11 protein-coding genes are annotated in these 15,501 nt (G+C 49.3%); all 11 read right to left on the bottom strand.

The window, feature by feature from the left end; all coding sequences use genetic code 11:
* Positions 1-5: 5 nt before the first annotated feature.
* On the bottom strand, positions 6-1,226 hold the full coding sequence (locus tag BN98_RS05665; protein WP_019190493.1) for a glycosyltransferase: 1,221 nt from the start codon (positions 1,224-1,226) through the stop codon (positions 6-8).
* A 23-nt stretch (positions 1,227-1,249) separates the two neighbouring features.
* A complete protein-coding gene (locus BN98_RS05670; RefSeq protein ID WP_019190494.1) occupies positions 1,250-2,968 on the bottom strand; it encodes an adenine nucleotide alpha hydrolase family protein in 1,719 nt (572 codons plus the stop codon).
* Positions 2,943-4,352 (bottom strand): alginate O-acetyltransferase AlgX-related protein, encoded by a 1,410-nt coding sequence (locus BN98_RS05675; RefSeq protein ID WP_019190495.1) that lies wholly within the window; start codon positions 4,350-4,352, stop codon positions 2,943-2,945. Before BN98_RS05675 ends, BN98_RS05670 begins: the two co-directional genes overlap by 26 nt.
* Positions 4,353-4,361: 9 nt before the next feature.
* Complete coding sequence (locus tag BN98_RS05680) at positions 4,362-5,792, bottom strand: MBOAT family O-acyltransferase (protein WP_019190496.1); 1,431 nt, start codon at positions 5,790-5,792, stop codon at positions 4,362-4,364.
* Positions 5,793-5,804: 12 nt separating this feature from the next.
* Positions 5,805-6,923 carry a glycosyltransferase family 4 protein gene (locus BN98_RS05685; protein WP_019190497.1) on the bottom strand — a complete coding sequence of 373 codons (1,119 nt, stop codon included), beginning with the start codon at positions 6,921-6,923 and terminating at the stop codon, positions 5,805-5,807.
* Positions 6,920-8,188: a glycosyltransferase family 4 protein gene (locus BN98_RS05690; RefSeq protein WP_019190498.1), complete on the bottom strand. Its 1,269-nt coding sequence runs from the start codon at positions 8,186-8,188 to the stop codon at positions 6,920-6,922. The genes BN98_RS05685 and BN98_RS05690 overlap by 4 nt, the downstream gene beginning before the upstream one ends.
* On the bottom strand, positions 8,185-9,333 hold the full coding sequence (locus BN98_RS05695; RefSeq protein WP_019190499.1) for a glycosyltransferase family 4 protein: 1,149 nt from the start codon (positions 9,331-9,333) through the stop codon (positions 8,185-8,187). The genes BN98_RS05690 and BN98_RS05695 overlap by 4 nt, the downstream gene beginning before the upstream one ends.
* A 45-nt stretch (positions 9,334-9,378) precedes the next feature.
* Positions 9,379-10,506: a glycosyltransferase gene (locus BN98_RS07990; protein WP_019190500.1), complete on the bottom strand. Its 1,128-nt coding sequence runs from the start codon at positions 10,504-10,506 to the stop codon at positions 9,379-9,381.
* A 112-nt stretch (positions 10,507-10,618) separates the two neighbouring features.
* Entirely contained in the window at positions 10,619-11,938 is a 1,320-nt protein-coding gene (locus BN98_RS05705) for a nucleotide sugar dehydrogenase (protein WP_019190501.1), read from the bottom strand.
* 50 nt (positions 11,939-11,988) lie between these two features.
* On the bottom strand, positions 11,989-13,140 hold the full coding sequence (locus BN98_RS05710; protein WP_019190502.1) for a glycosyltransferase family 4 protein: 1,152 nt from the start codon (positions 13,138-13,140) through the stop codon (positions 11,989-11,991).
* A gap of 189 nt (positions 13,141-13,329) precedes the next feature.
* Entirely contained in the window at positions 13,330-15,366 is a 2,037-nt protein-coding gene (locus BN98_RS05715) for a GH25 family lysozyme (RefSeq protein ID WP_019190503.1), read from the bottom strand.
* Between the last annotated feature and the right edge of the window lie 135 nt (positions 15,367-15,501).

Here is a 15,501-nt window from a genome sequence, read left to right on the forward strand (position 1 = left end):
CTGCCTTAGCGTGTTGAAGGCAACGCACGTATCATATCATAAAACGCCGTAAAGTTTTTCTTTGCACTACACTTTTGTTCCCAATGCAAACGAGCCTGTCGACTCATTTCTTCGTATCGCTCGCTAGGCATGGCTACCATTTCTTCGATCTTTTTCGTCAGTTCTTGCGGTGCAAAGGATGCCGGCAATAAAAATCCGTTCTCTCCTACGTCGATAATCTCTGCCGTACCACCCACCTGTGTCGCAATGACCGGGATGCCAAAAGAGAGCGCTTCCATAATAGAAAGTGGCACGCCTTCGGTTTCACTGACGTTCACAAAAAGATCCACATGGTGCTCATGATAATAGGAAAGAATCGCCTGATTCGGCACTTGTCCGAAAAAATGAAATTGTACCGGCGTTTCGCCCAGTTCCTCATTCGCCTGTTTTTGCAACGTCTCTTCCAAAGGCCCCGAACCGAAATGCACCCATTCAACAGAATGCTGCAGTTTCGCTAAAGCTTGAATCAGCAAATGCACGCGTTTTAAAGAGATTAAAGCCGAGCAGGACACAATGCGAAAGGGCTCTCCGTTTTGTGCAGGGGGTGTCAATCCGCGATCCATGGTGCCAAGGCGATGCAGATGTATTTTCTCCGCTTCCAATGTCGGATAGGTCTCTTTCAAATAGCGTACGCCATCATCACTAATGGGACAGATGGCATCTGCCTGTCGGAAAATAAAATCGCGAAACGGCAGATAGTCCCCGGGGGCGCGATACTCATAAATATCATAGCCATGGCAACGCGTTACCATGCGCATACCCGGTACTTTTCGCTTGAGAAGGGCGCAAATCATGGCCTGTGTTACCATCCAATACGAATAGAGAACCGTATCGGCCTGCAAAGCATTGTTTTTTTGCATCCATCGGTAAACTTCGTGATAGCAACGCACCGCATAGGCATAATAGCCCATCATGAAGCCCAGATTACGCAGAGAGAACTTGCCGATTTTCCGCATCCGACCGATTTCCTGCCAAATGAGCGGATCAAACAGGCCGCAAAGGGCATACCAAATCATGATGGGTACATTGCGTTTTTTGGCAATGCGAACGCCTTCATGGCTACTTTGATTGTTGTTTTCCAAAGGATGTAATGCCAGATACGTCATGTCTTTCGGCGCATACTGATCCTCTGAAATCAGAAACGGCTCTCCTCCAAAAGGATAACCCGCTGTCAAAGTTAAGATCATGCTCACTTCCTCATGTTGCTGTTTCAGTCCAAATAATTTCGAAAATACGAAATTACCGAGAGCGCTAACCCGCGATCCACAAAGTGCTCTCCGCATTCAAAAAGCTCCCGCACCGCGGATTGCAGTTTTGCCTCTGTGATGGCGGAAACATAGTTCTTATAGTAATCCGTCAGCTGTTGACGCACATCCGGCGCTGTTTTCCACCAATAGTCCAGAGGGTTCATTTCTCCGGCTGAAGGCTTTCCATTTTTCTTAGCCTTCAACATAACCAGCCCTGTGTGAATCTTTCGTTCCAGTACATGCCACGGAAAGAATTCATGCGACAAGGGAATACCCGTCCCGGAATGGGCGTAACGCAAGCTTTGCGGATAGTAGCGTTTTAGCCAACGCATTTGTATTTTATCACAAACCCTCTGTTCCCACGGTATTTCCAACAGGGCGTCCAGCACATCCGCGTCCGCTAAAGGCATCAGCGGTTCGGTGTAATATTGGCGAATAAAATTCGTCGAAGCCGCCGCCAAGAAGCCACGTGTAACCAGCCAATACGTATCGTTATTCTGATAGCGATGCGCTTCTTCGTTTTTTTCCATGGCAAACATCGGAAGATGGCGGGATAAGCGATAGCGATCCATGGTTTCATCCGGGGTGTCCTCACCATTCTCCGTCAGCATCGCACCCTCATGGATATCCCCGGCAATGCCTGTCCATTCAATGCCCCACGTTGGCGACACGAGACGTTCCAGCATCTGTTTGCCTCCGGTAATGCCGAAATAATAACAGGCGCCGTTATTCATACGCATCAACGTGTCCACCTCCGTCAGAAAAGACGGCGTGTCCATGGGCATAAAACGCCACGGTACACCGGCGTCCGCCGCGATATCGCGTGCAATCCGTGCATCGCGACTGCCGGATTGCGCATACGTGAATGCTTCGAGGTTGTCAGGCGCTAACCCCTGTAAAGCATAAAACAGAATACGCGTATCCGCTCCGCCGCTCAAATCCACCAGAGTCTGATACTCGTACTTTTTGTTCCAATACACGCCGTCCTCTAGTGCGGTTGCCAGCGCCTTCTGTAGCTTATCGATGCTCTTTGCGTGATCACAGCGTTCAAAAGACGGTGCCGGCAGAACATGATAGGGCTTGGTTGTCACGCTTTCCGGCGTAATGCGTAAATAGTCGCCGGGGTAAAGGCGTCGTACGCCTTCCACACCGGTATGCGTATCCGTGAACGAGCCGAAATTCATAAACTGCCGAAAACCCGTTTTATCGGGACGACGCGGTATCCCCGCTTTTCGCATGGTTTCCGTCACGAAATGCAACCGAGAACCGACAATCACGCGACGGCTTTCGGGATCCGTCCAATAAAAGATGCCGCGTTCTCCGGTGGGACACGTGTAGATTGTCCACTCTCCCATTTTGCGATCCAATACTGCGCCGGAAAACGAGCCGCGAAAGCGTTTGAAAAATAGAGGATCTTGCGCATAAGCATCGCGAATCCAGCCGCCCAGGCCCTGCGGATGCTCCGGTATCCCCAGATGATGCGCATTCGTGATAATCCCATCCGTCATCACAAAAACAGAAGCATCCTCAAAAAACACCTTATGCTCCGCAAAACGCAGCGTCACATCTGAAGAAAGTGTCCAGCCTTCGATATGCTTTTCCTGATGACGCAATGACACCGATGCCGGTTTCCAGAAGGTCGTCGGCGCATTCACTTCATTTGTTAAATAAAATCCCGACATTTTCTTCCCTCCTCCATTGTCCCTCTTGGGTGTAATAATAGAGTTGCGTCTTGTTTTGCGGTAAAGAAACATAGTTTTGTAAGGCCAAAAGAAAAACGTCTTTCTTATCGGTCTTTTGCAGATCATACACCTTGTCTCCCGCCGCCAAATAGGCATAACGGATATTCTTCCGGTCGATCGCGAAGGTGATTTCTGTCACCTGTGTGTTTTTTTGTTTCTGAACATCCCGCAGTAATGAAACAGGCTGTGTCGCTTTTTGCGCCAGGTCCTCCGCTTTCATAGCGGGTGCGAAATCGGCCGCTTTCATACCTTTTTCATCAAAATAATACTCTTCCACCGTATATTCGCCGACTTCAAAGACAACGGCTTCCGGTTGAAACAGATTGATATAATAGGGCGCCTGCAGGACGTTTTGATAATCATGTATGCCCATGTTTTCACGCGTATTTGCAATCAAGAACTGGTTCCAGCTATTCAAATAACTGCCCTGAAAAATCAACACCTTAGGCAACACCTTAGCGCGAGGCGTCGGGTTAATGAAATAATGCACATACGGAAATTGGGGATCCACACGCACTTCCTTGCAATAAGCGTCCGTCAAATTTTCAAAGGGCTCCTTTAAATCCCAATCTGGTATTTCTTCTCGAATGGGGAAATTCGATTCCGGTAATGTCTCCTCCACATGCGACCCATGACGAAAGAAATTCTTGGGAAGTGGCTGCATTGCCGGAAAATCCTTGTTCATCTTCTCAAAAAGATGGTTCATTGCATAGTAAGCGCCCACATCATTCCAATGCCCCACATTATCCTTGACACTAAAAACACGCTCCCTTTTTGCTTTGTCTGCAAGAAGGGACACATTGTCTACCACCTTGACACCGCGTTGTTGAAGCTTCGACATTAAGGTGTGCACCCACTGATCCTCATAGTGCACACCGTCCGGCAAAAACTGGCGATAGGTGGATGCCTTTTCCGGCTCCATCTGAAAGTAAAATGGAATGCCTCGCGACTCACAATACTGTTGCAGCTTTACCACAAAATCGACAAAGGTATCATGATACGGCTCATAACGGCGATTGGGCTTCATCTTAAAAAACACCTCTCCCTCTTTGCCATATGTATAGATGGGATGCTCCAATTGATGAAAGAGCTTGTCGTTAAGCATGAGATAGGCGTTAATCATAGCCTCTCTGCCGCCCATGCGATCCTCCACATACGATTTCAGCCAATGGGGGAAGTTGCCGTCATAGTCACGCAGATCCGTCAATTTTCGATTATCAATCTTTGAAACTTTATTCGGTGTATGGTCCATGGTGAGTACCGGAAGAAGCACCAGGAGAACGGAAAGGATGAGAAAAATGATTTTATGATTTTTTAAACGCATCGTTTCCTCCTAGTACTGAAAGTACAAAAACGGACTGTAACTTGCATTGATCATAAAGAGCGCTGCTAGCACCAAAAGAGCAAAAAGCAAAGCGCTTTCGATCCAATAGCCTGGTACGGTTTTACGAAATTGAAGCAGCTTCTCCTTAATCCCGGACGGTACGATCGCCGGTAATACCGATCCTACGCCCGCAATGCTCAGCAGCACCAGAAGGCGCGGGGTCAAAAAATATTGCCACGTGAAATTAAGTGCTGTCGAAGCATAAGGCGAAAATAGGAGAATGCGCCCATACTGCAACGCTTGTCCTAAATTTGGCGCCATAAACAGCATCCAGGAAAAGTACACAAACACCATGGTAAAAAGCCACCGTATCACAGTGCCGCATCGCGTATTTTTCATCATTGATCGTTTTTGGCTGGCTATTTTTCGTTCTGCCATCACTGCCAAGCCATTGAGGCATCCCCAAAGCACCATGTTCCAACGCGCGCCGTGCCAGATGCCTGTCAGCGCAAACACAATGAACAGATTCACATAAACGTTGCCGCGACGGTTGCCGCCCAAGGGAATATAAACATATTCACGAAACCAACTGCCCAGGGAGATATGCCAACGACGCCAAAAGTCGCTGACCGAGGTGGACAAATAGGGAAAATGAAAGTTCTCTTCCCAAGAGACGCCCAGCATATTGGATAATCCCAGCGCAATATCGGAATAGCCGGAAAAATCGAAATAAATCTGGAACATCATACAAAAGCCCATTAAAACAATCGATGGCGCATCAACGCCATTCGGAACACTGCTTCCAATCATAGTGGCGGCGACGCCAAAGCTGTCCGCTAAAACAGCTTTTTTAATGAACCCCATCATCAAACGACGGGTCCCTTGTTCCGTCAAGTCCACGGATACACAGCGAAGTGCCCATTTTTGGCGAAATTCCTTCCAGCGGACAATAGGACCCGATAAGATTTTCGGAAAGAACAATACGTATAATCCCGTTGATAGAATGGATCCCGGTTCCTCTCCCCGGTACACGTCAATCAGATACGAAAGCACCGAAAACGTGATAAAGGAAATGCCTAGCGGCGCTGCCCAGTCCCCTGCCGAAAAGGCCGTATGCAACACAGTATTTAGCGTACCCAGCAGAAAATTCAGATACTTAAACAAAAATAAGGGACACAGCGCAAGCGTTACAAAGACCGCCAGTCGAAGGCGAGAATGGGAATGAAAAAGAAGATCCCCCGCCCACTTGGTCAGCAGACAGGTTAAAGCCAGCAGCAGCCCGGTTTTCCATCCCGCACCAACGCTATAAACGGCCAGGCTCGTGACCAATAAGAAAGGTTCCGTCAGTTTTTTTGTCTTTTTCCCTCGCAAAAGCAAGTAATAGATAGCAAAAAAGGCAGAAAAACCAAGAAACAAAAATTCTGCGATCGTAAAAGACATGTACTTTCCCTTCTACTGCTTCCGTCTTGCTTCTTCCAGCGTTTGCAATACTTTTTGCGCGCGTGCTTTCCAGGTATTGTGCGGCAAGAAGCGTCGAATTGCTTCCTTTTTTTCAAGGAGCGCCTTTCGATCTGCTAACGCTTCATTCAGAACCTCAGCCATCGCCTCAGGCGTATCTTCACAGACCCATCCCAGTCGGTTTTCGGATACAATCTCTGCCATGGCATCGACATTCGTGCAAATAATCGGCTTCTCCTGCGCAGCGTATTCGAACAGCTTAACCGATACGGCAAAGTCGGTATAGGTCATTTTGCGCAATGGTAAAACGGCTAAATCCGCACACTGATACAGCTCTTCCAAACCGTTTCCGAGTGCCACATGATGAATGGAAAGCCACGGCAAATCCTCTGTGGGATAGTGCTTTTGAAAGTCCAACCATTCCTGTTCACGACATACGGCGCACAAGCGCAGTCGAATCTCTTTTTCGTTTACTTTCTTTAAGGCGTCCAACAGTAAATCAAAACCGTAACGCGGAGATAAACCGCCCACGAAGAACAAGGTCAGGACAGCCTCTTCGCGGATACGCTTCTCCGACGCCTCGCGTTCTTCGGCATCCGTCATGGGGTCAGCGCCCGGCGGAAGGAGCGCATAGGGTACGCCGAAATCGGCAATCCGAGCCATTTGCTCCGTTGGAAAGTAAAAGAGCGATACATTCTTCTTAAAAACCGCCAAATCATAGCGTTGCATCCATTGAATCGCCCAAAATTTCAGAAGATTCAAATGAGAAAATTGATTCTTAAAGCGCCAATAGATGTCCCGATAAAATAAGCCGATGGGGATGCCGCGCGCATGTATCTTTTTCAGCAACACATGATCGGCATGCACAAAAAATGGTCCCGAAGGCGGCTCCACATAGCAATAACGCACCTCATGATTGTCCAGCCAGCGCATGGTTTCTTTCACGCGACGGCGGCGCTCTTTGCGATGGTTGTTCCAACCATCCAGCACGTGCACCTCACAACCTGCCTCACGAAAGGCTTTCAACATCTGCTTGGGGCGCACACTGGAGCCCGTGTCTGCCGGGCCGTCCAGATCCACAAAGGAAATATAGAGCAGATCGACAGTTTTCATTCTGCCTCCTCTTTCCTGTCGGCCGTAACCGCCTGCAAAAAGCGTTCCGCCAAGTGTGGGTACAGGAAATGCTTAAGCATGGCCTGGCGACCGTTCTCGCCCATCTTGCGGCGCTGCTGCTCAGAAAGAGCTAGCAGCTGGCGAAAGCCCTCGGTAAGGGCCGTTGCGTTTTCCGCTTCTACACTTATGCCGCAGTCATACTCCAAAATCCAGTTGTTGGGTGCCTCCACCGCATAGAGTATCGGTTTTGCCCCCATCATCGCATCCATCAGCTTATTCATGCCGATGCCGAAGCGAAACATATCATTGCGAATGGCCGCCACATAGGAAGCATCGCTCGCCTGAAGTAACGTAGGAATGGAACGTTTATCGATACGCGATAAGAAGGCGCAGTTGTCCGACGTAAAGCCCATGTCTTTCGCCTTTTGCTGTAATTCTTCTTTATAATTGCCTTCGCCAACAAAGGCCAGCAAATAGCGCGTCGGGTCGATCTGTGCTGCCGCCTCCAACAAGGTGTCCAAACCATAGGAACGCGTGTGACTGCCAAAAAAGGAGAGCACAAAGCGTCCTTCCTGCCGCGCTCGCTCCAAAACCTTTTGATGTGTCTCCGGTAAGGGCAGCGGATCTTCCCAGTCCGACAGTTGAATGCCGTTGGGCACGTAAACAAAATGTTCCGGCGCCATGCCATGCTGTACTAAATAATCCTTGGCATGGGACAACACAGAGACTACATAATCCGCATTCTTGCAGAAAGAGTCTTCCCCCCTTTGAATGAGGCGAATAGCGGGGTTGTTTGCCGAAAGATGATAGAGCTGCATGGGTGTAATCGGCCACATATCATGCACTTCATGTACCAAAACCGCTTTCGGATTCGTTTGGCGCGCCAGCTTACGCATCTTTTGTGCCGGATAGGTGTCGAAGGGATAGGTGGATGAAGCAATGATCACATCCGGATGAAAGTCCTGTACGATTTTTTTTGCATACCGTGACAGTTTCCCTATAAATTGAGCCACACTCCACAGTCGTTTTATCCCATTTTTCGGATAGGATACGGTCTTAATCCACTGAAACTCCACGCCATCGATGGTTTGAATCTCCAGATCCTTGGTCACAGCAGGGTTTTTCTTGCGCAAATGCGAATAATTCGCCGCTAAAATGCGAACGTGATGTCCCTGTTCCGCCCATTCCCGGGCAAAATAATACGGACGAAACTCCATGCCCATGGAAAGGGATCCGGCATAATGATCGATATATAAAATATTCATTCGTCTCCCTCTCTTATGCTCTTACCATACGTTTTTTTGTAGATCTCCATATAGGCCATATCAATCTTTTCCCAATAAAAACGCTGACTTGCCGCAAGGCATCTATGCTGAATAGAAGGAAACGCATCGCGAATGGTTAAAATCGCTTCTGCAATTTCTTCAGGGCAATCGGCTTCCACTGCTTTTCCAATGCTGCCTTCCGGAAAATGCCCATCAAAGCCCTGCCCTCTCGTATAAATGACAGGCATGCCCTGTGATAAGGCCTCTGCATACACCAGGCCAAAGGTTTCATGATAGGAAGGCATAACAAAAATAGCGTGCGAACGATATTGTTCCAATAAGGGAGCCTGTGTCATCGGCTCGTGATAGGTTACGCCCGGCGCTTGAAGCAACCGCTCCGTATAGCGCTTGGACTTGATCTTTCCTACCATGGTCAGACGTGTCTTCACGCCCCTCTTTTCTAAGATCGCCATGGCTTCGACAATGGCACGAGGATTTTTATTGCGATCCAAGGTGCCGGCAAATAATAACGGCAAAGGTTCCTGCGCTGCTAAGGCAGTTCGATTTTCAAGCACGCTCTCTTCCGGAACATGGCTATGCCAAAATGTATCAATCCCATTGGGGATAATCACCGTTTTCCGATAAAGGCTTTCTTTTTTATCTGAAGGGATATAGTGCGAGAAAACCTCCCGACGATATGCGTCCGAAAGAAAAAATATAGTTTCTGCGTTTTCCAGAATGCGCATCGCATAAGGTTGTAAAAAGAAAAACCAACGAAAAAAGAAATTCACATCGGAATTACGTATAGCCACTACGTACGGCGTCCCGTATTTTTTATGAACGCGATAGGCAATATCGCCATCAGTGAACAAAGTATAGGCATGCAAGAGGCCAAAAGACCTGAGATCCAATAATTTCTCTAAGGTGTGGTATAGCTTGCGGCGTTTATTGAAATATAGAAAACGATCGGCTACCGTATAGCAAACAGGCGAATAGACGTTCGGCGTTGTGTCCGGCAGCGGCTCAGATCCCTTGCGCACCGGGGCAAAAACAAAATGTTCTGCTTCACCGGCAGGCATGGCTTTGATCATATTGCGATGCAGCACGTTATACGGATAATTCGTATTAATGTGTAAAATGCGCACAGAACCCTCCTACACAAATGCAGGTTTTCATAATATTACGCTCGTCTACCGAATCTGATGCGTACGAATTTCGCCTCGCAGAAAAGATTCATACAACTCTGCCCCACCTTCCAAAGAAAAATAATTCTGTTGAAACGCCTGATCCACCTCAGCAGCCGTAGGGCGAGGCATCAATGGGAGCTTCCGCAAATGCTCCGCCCAAGTCGAGACGGCCGCATTAAAAGAAAGAAACTCCAACAAACCCAGGTGAAAATCGGTTTCGCGTGACACGCGATCGCTTACTAGAACCGGAATGCCGGACGCTTGCGCTTCCACCGCAACTGTCGGCAGTCCCTCTGAATACGACGGAATCAGCACGGCATCCATCGCCGGCAAAAAGTCGGACAGTTTTTCTACTCTTCCAGTGAAAAGGACCCGCTTCTCCAAATGACTCTGCATCACGAGTGTTCTCAGATGCGCTTCTTCATCACCTGTGCCGACAAAAAGAAACGTTCCGGGATACTGATGCGCCTCGTAATAGGCGGCAATTGCAATAGTTTTTTCAAAATTTTTCACCGGTTCCAGACGTCCTACCTGCGCATAGAGAGGTCCCGGCTGCGAAATCGAAAAGCGCTCACGAACTGCCTTGCGCCGTTTTGTCACTTCTTCCCTCGTCTTATAAAAGTCATGGTGTGCGACGCAATTGGGCAATATCATCATGCGCTTCTTCGGCACCTTGCCGTAGACATCACGAATAGCCAATTCAGAGCAACCGACAATACGCTGCGATACTATGCGATTAATGGCTTTACCGCAAGCCACACGCAGGCGATTTTTGAATGTATAGTGCACACCGTCCATCATTTTGCCATGGGCGTGTACAAAAAACAGCGGCACATGGGCAAATCGAGAGAAAAGCCAAAAGGGCAAGGCATTGTATCCCGCCGCATGACAATGGATCGCCGCATAGCGATGTTGCTGAAAAGGCACGCGATAGGAGCGACAAAAAGCAGCTATGCCCGCTTTGTGGGGGCGTTCCATCTGATATATAGCCCCGCCGGTTTGTGCGATAGCTTCTCGAAAGGCGTCCGGAACAGGCGTAAAGGTTACCACATCAATCGTAATAGAACGATTGCGTACCGCTTTCGCCATATTTTTTACAAAGGAGGAGATGCCGCCTCCATATCCCATCATGACATGGAGGACTCTCCTTTTCTCTTCCGCCATCAATTGTCGCTCCATCCTTCTTATTCGTGCGATACGTCTACGTGCTCAGCGAGGAGATACGCCTAGCTCCACTAAGATCTTATAGCGTTTCCACGTTCTCGTATTGCTCCGGATTTTGAATGGCATGACGCGCATCAAAGATCGCCTTCGCATTTTTCAAAATCATCGGATAATCATACACCTGGTGTGCCGTCGTAATCATGACCAAATCGGCGTCCGCCACATCCTTGGCAGACAGACTTTCCATGCCGCTATAGGTCTTTCCCTTATGGCGGAAGGTCGTGATATACGGATCAAAGAACTGCACGTCTGCACCGCGAGCCTTCAATACCTCGATCACGGCAATGGCCGGGCTTTCGCGATAGTCATCAATATCATTCTTATAGGCGACGCCCAAGACCAGCACCTTCGAGCCGTTTAACGGCTTTTTCAAACGGTTCAGCACCTGCGCCGCACGATCCACAGTGTACTCCGGCATTTTATCGTTCACCATCATCGAGGATTCGATCATGGACGTATGGAAGCCGTATTCACGTGCTTTCCAGGAAAGATAGTACGGATCCAGCGGAATGCAGTGGCCGCCCAGGCCCGGTCCCGGATAGAATGCCTGGAAGCCATAGGGCTTCGTCTTCGCAGCGTCAATCACTTCCCAGATAGAGATGCCCATGCGATGGCACAGAATAGCCAATTCATTGACCAAACCGATATTCACGTTGCGATAGGTGTTTTCCAGAATTTTTTCCATCTCAGCAACAGCCGGCGAGGAGACGGGGTAAACTTCCCCTTCCAATACGGTAGAATACATCTTAGCGATGACTTCCGTTGCATCCTTACCGATGGCTCCAACCACTTTCGGCGTGTTCTTCGTCTTATACTGTTTGTTGCCCGGATCAACGCGCTCCGGCGAAAAGCCTAAATAGAAATCTTCACCGCAGACCAGACCGGAGCCCTCTTCCAGAATGGGCTTCACCAGTTCTTCTGTCGTACCGGGATAGGTCGTAGACTCTAACACCACCATGGTGCCTGCTTTCAAATGCGCAGCAATGCTTTCTGCCGAGGACTTCACGTAGCTGATATCCGGCTGCTGATGAGCATCCAGTGGCGTCGGCACACAGATGGCAACAAAATCCACATCTTTAATAAAACTAAAGTCCGTGGTAGCACGCAGTTTTCCCGCCTCCACCAATGCCTTCAGATCGTCGTCCACGATATCGCCGATGTAATTATGTCCGGCATTGACGAGCTTGACCTTTTCGTCCTGTACGTCAAATCCCGTCGTCTGAAATCCCGCACGAGCCTTCTCCACAGCCAGCGGCAGACCGACATAGCCTAAGCCTACCACGCCGACACGAATGGAACGATCCTCAATTTTTTTTAGCAATTCTTCCTTTAATCCCATGTTGTTCTCCTGTTTTTTCAGCTGTTTGCCACCCTTGTCTCTATCCCGCGTTACCTGCGCGGCGACGTCGGCGCTGTCGGTAGCAACTGGCGATAAATCGCCGCATACTGTGCGTCCACTTGCTTCCAGTCGAAGCGTGACGCACCGGCAAGCGCTCGTTTTCTTATAGCCTTATCTTTTAAAATAGCTTCTATCGCATCCGCAATGGATGATGGATCCTGCGGATATACGGCATAGCCCACTTCACCGTTCGGGAACTGTTCGTCAAAGCCCTGCCCCCTCGAGTAAATAATCGGTAGTCCCTGCGATAATGCCTCCGCATACACTAAGCCGAAGGCTTCGTAGAAGGACGGCATCACAAAGATGTCCGCCTTGCGATAGCAATGAATCAATTCCTCTTTCGATTCCGGAGTATGATACACCGTATTGGGAACATTGAGAAGAGCATCGTACAATCGACGATTCACAACACGCCCAACCATGTCTAAGCGTGTGGAAATACCGCGTTCCTGCAGAAGACGTCTGGCCTCCTGAATTTGCATCACATTTTTGTTCCGATTCAATGTTCCCACGAAGAGCAAGCGCACCGTCTTTGGGCAGCACTCTTGTTGCTCCGTTTTCAAACTCTCTGGCGGTGGATTTTCGAGCCAGAAATCATCAATGCCTTGCGGGATAACATAGCTCTTACGTCGAAAGTGAGCCCTCTGCTGCACGGGTATAAGCCGCTCCACCACCTCTTGGCGCATTCCTTCCGACAGGAAAGTGATCGCCGAGGCGTCTTCCAGTATCTCCAGCGCCAATTCCTCATGCTTATTCCATTCATTCAGCAGGCGCCGTAATTCCCGATCCTGTAGCGATACGATGTAGGGAACGCCTTTTTCGCGAAAAAGGCGATGCGCCAGCGCGCCATCGGTAAAGAGCGTATAGGCCTGCGAGAGAGTAATTTTATCCAGCGATACACTTTTTTGCAAGGCTTGATACATTTTATGATGACGATGCCTATAAAACATGCGTTCCCACGATGAAAGGCCAGGCATCACGTGCACTTCCGGATGTCCCAATTCCTGTTTCATCAGCGTATAGGTCCGCGCCTTACGGGCCGCCGGCGCATAGACCACGTGTTCTTCCGGATGCGGCATATGGTCTAACATGGCACTATAGAGCGATCCCGCTATATAATTCATATTGATATGAAGAATCAATGCTTTCCTCCCTGCGAGGAGCTATTTTTCTGCTCCGACGCCTGTCGCTACTATTTTAACACAGTCCCTCCCTCTGAGGGGGAAGGCAATAGCATTGCCGGATGTCGGATTTATTGGAAACGGCAAAAGGCGGCGTTTCGAAACATGGCCGAAACGCCGCCTTTCTCTATTGAATTTTTACCTTTACCATCAATAGCCGTTTCGGCGTGCTTTTTTGATGATGGCGGGATAGTCCACTAGCATCCAGTTGGCATCCAATTGGCGCGGGAAACCGTCCTTCTTATACTTGGAGGTGAACTGCCAGAGATTGTAGTCACCGTGATAGGCCGGTGTGGCAACACCGTAGTGTGCCACCCAAATATCATAGTCTTTGAGGCGTTCCATCTGCAGTTTTTCATAGAACCAGGATGCGCTGGCATAGATGCCGGTATAATAACCGGATTTTTCCATTTCTTTTAAGAAAGCCAGGGCGGTATCGGTCAACGTCTTCTTGTCCGTATGGCGCTGATGGTACTGATCTTCGGTATCCCAGTACACGGGGAGGGCAAACTTCTTGCCCGCCAAGGCTTTTTTAAACTCCTTGGCTTCGGCAATGCCTTCTTCCACCGTATTGGCACAGGCATACCAATAGGCGCCGATCGGGATGCCCCGCGCATTAAACTCGCGATAGAAGCGTTCGAACGCTGTGTCACGATAATAGGAGTTTCCGGTGCCATGTCCGGTATAGCCGGCACGCAGAATTACGCCGGATACGCCGTTGGTAAACGCATCAAAGTTGAAATCATCCGGTCTCTGATGATAGGAAAGGTCAATAACCAGGCGACGTGTTGTCGTTCGCAAAATACCGTTGGCATCTGCCTGTTTCACGGTGTCCCCCACCTGCACAATTTGATTGGTGAGAATATTGCCCTTGGAGCCGACATAGTACTGTTGTCCCCGCCATTGCACAACGCCGCTACGTTGGCGACGCTCATTGTTGAGAGCAGGATCGTAGTAATAGAGTTTCTGACCAACGCGGTGAACGCCGGGTGTCGTAGCCCCATCCGCTCCGATGTAATATTTTTTTTGGGCAACGGTAATTTCCTCGTTGTGATAGTAGGTGCCGTCTCCTTTTTGGTAATAACTTTTACCGTTCTTCGTGACCCACTGTCCCACCGAACGAAATGCCCCTGTGGCATCCACGTAAAAGCGCTGTCCGTCAACCGTCCGATAACCGGGTGCATTGCGGAACTGGACCTGGCCCGTCACCGGATGCAGAATGTAGAACGCGTCTTTGAGCTTCAAACGCCCCACCTGTTTGCTGCCATCTTCGCCCATATAATAGGCGATGTCTTTGCCAAAGGTAATAAACTGATTGCGATACAGTTCACCGTTAGCTTTCGGAAAATACTCCTTCCCGCGATAGCTCACCCATGTGTTATCGCGACGCATTTTGCCGCCCCTCGTTTCGTCCATCAGATAGTATTGTCCGCTGACTTGGATGACGCCCGTCTGTTGCTTTCCAGTGTCGCCCACATAATAGATGGCGTTCTGATCCATGGAAATGAAACGATTGTAATATAGTTCGCCGGCGGCATTGGGAAAGTATTTACCATGCAACTGGTTCACCCAGCGATTCTCCCGATGCAACCTGCCCGTGGTTTCATCCAGCAAATATTTTTTACTGCCACGCGTCAAGACGCCTGCATACAAGCGCCCCGCTTCATCCAAGTAATAAATGGCATCGCCGCCAAAAGAGACAAAGCGATTCGTATAGGTCGTCGCGTTCGTATTTGAAAAATAGAAAACGCCATTGCATTCCACCCAGCGATTGGTGATGCGGTTTCCTTGTGCATCGTAAAAACGGCCGTTGCGTCTCTGCGCTTGACGCACGACGTCTGGCGGTGCGATACGCGGCACCGATGTCGTTAAGGCAAATTCCGGCCGTGCGGCGCGCACTGTTGTGTCTTTCGAAGGCGTGGGCTTGGCTTCTGCTGTACTTGGCACCGCCTCTGCGGCTGTTTCCGTTGTCGCCTCTTCCGTTGCTGCCTCCGGAGCTACTTCTTCCGTTGCTGCCTCCGTTGCTTCCTCTTTTGTCTCTTGCGAGACTTCGAAACTGATTTTTTGTTCCGCAGCGGATGCTGTCTCTGTGCTATCTGCTTGCACGGCCCCCACCGGCAGCGCCAGAACACCGGCGCTTAACAATAATGCTTTGATCAAGGTCCGTTCCGGTCGTTGGTCTTGCATAATGCCCCCTACTCTATGTATCGGATCGTAAACTTTTCTCGAAAAGGTTACAAAAATATGACATTTACATAGTATCAACTTTACGGTGTCGGTGCAAGCGGAAATCGTCAAACAAAAAGTGCCCGTCTCAACGGA

The sequence above is a fragment of the Levyella massiliensis genome, assembly GCF_000308275.2.
Classification (GTDB): domain Bacteria; phylum Bacillota; class Clostridia; order Tissierellales; family Peptoniphilaceae; genus Murdochiella; species Murdochiella massiliensis_A.

Bases quoted from the DNA above. Each gene is read 5' to 3' on its own strand.
- BN98_RS05685 (WP_019190497.1), bottom strand. From the start codon at position 6,923: ATGAAAACTGTCGATCTGCTCTATATTTCCTTTGTGGATCTGGACGGC.
- BN98_RS05690 (WP_019190498.1), bottom strand. From the start codon at position 8,188: ATGAATATTTTATATATCGATCATTATGCCGGATCCCTTTCCATGGGC.
- BN98_RS05665 (WP_019190493.1), bottom strand. From the start codon at position 1,226: ATGATCTTAACTTTGACAGCGGGTTATCCTTTTGGAGGAGAGCCGTTT.
- BN98_RS05670 (WP_019190494.1), bottom strand. From the start codon at position 2,968: ATGTCGGGATTTTATTTAACAAATGAAGTGAATGCGCCGACGACCTTC.
- BN98_RS05705 (WP_019190501.1), bottom strand. From the start codon at position 11,938: ATGGGATTAAAGGAAGAATTGCTAAAAAAAATTGAGGATCGTTCCATT.
- BN98_RS05680 (WP_019190496.1), bottom strand. From the start codon at position 5,792: ATGTCTTTTACGATCGCAGAATTTTTGTTTCTTGGTTTTTCTGCCTTT.
- BN98_RS07990 (WP_019190500.1), bottom strand. From the start codon at position 10,506: ATGATGGGATATGGAGGCGGCATCTCCTCCTTTGTAAAAAATATGGCG.
- BN98_RS05675 (WP_019190495.1), bottom strand. From the start codon at position 4,352: ATGCGTTTAAAAAATCATAAAATCATTTTTCTCATCCTTTCCGTTCTC.
- BN98_RS05715 (WP_019190503.1), bottom strand. From the start codon at position 15,366: ATGCAAGACCAACGACCGGAACGGACCTTGATCAAAGCATTATTGTTA.